The following is a 908-nucleotide window of genomic DNA, read 5'->3' on the forward strand; positions in this document are numbered from 1 at the left end:
AATTCCGAGACTGGCAAATATTATCGAATACGCCTCATGCTGGCTGCCATGTGGTCTGCACAGGAGTTTTTGAGTACTTACCACCATTTATCTGGATGATAACCCTATTGATGCTCAGTGGAAGGTAGATATACAAAACAAATTAGCAGCATTAGTCGAAAAACCTCATATAGACTTTGATACTGATCTTTTACTTTCAGATTCATCATCTGATTCTGACGATGAATACTACGACACAGAAGAAGCTACTGACACCAAAAGGACTGCCCTACCCACTGGCAGACATATTCTGCCTGAACAAGTATCCACTGTAGATGCTACAACCTCTTTAGCCAAGCATGATCCATTGGCAGTAACAGGTAAAAAACCTTATTTTTCAGAAGAATTATTGAAACTCTTAACTACCGATGAGCAGCCTCAACAACCAACATCGAATCATGAATCTTATAGATTAGAATGTGAATCCCATTTATCTTCGCTAACGGATGACAGCAACCATGAATTACCTGAAGATTTTAAACAGGCATTAAAAAAAACAGATATTACCAATCTTTCAAAAATAATTAACCCATGCGTTAAAATTAATATTTTTTTCAAATCACGAAATCTAAAAAGCAGTAATTCATTTAAAAGACAAACAATGTTAATTATTGAAACCTGTTTAATGAAACATCACGGATCTCGAAATTATTTTCCATCATTGTTCTATGAGTACAAATCACCTTTTGATGCTGCCATGGCTGTAACTACAGTTGAATTCGATCTTACCCATTATTACCGACTAAAAACCAGCAAGAGCTTTTCAGGCTTCATAGAAAGGCAGTTAGTGTCAGCACCGATTTAAAATGTCCACCTTTCACCGATCCAAAATGACCTGTGTGAGATGATAATCTAATCAGATTATCGTA

Annotated in this window: 1 protein-coding gene; it reads left to right on the forward strand. The window is 36.2% G+C overall.

The window, feature by feature from the left end:
• The first annotated feature begins 346 nt into the window (after positions 1-346).
• The gene (locus tag ABD892_RS10460; RefSeq protein WP_345195566.1) at positions 347-844 is read left to right on the forward strand and encodes a hypothetical protein; all 498 of its coding nucleotides are present in this window, start codon (positions 347-349) and stop codon (positions 842-844) included.
• Positions 845-908: the final 64 nt, after the last annotated feature.

The sequence above is a fragment of the Kistimonas scapharcae genome (assembly GCF_039540975.1).
Taxonomy (GTDB): domain Bacteria; phylum Pseudomonadota; class Gammaproteobacteria; order Pseudomonadales; family Endozoicomonadaceae; genus Kistimonas; species Kistimonas scapharcae.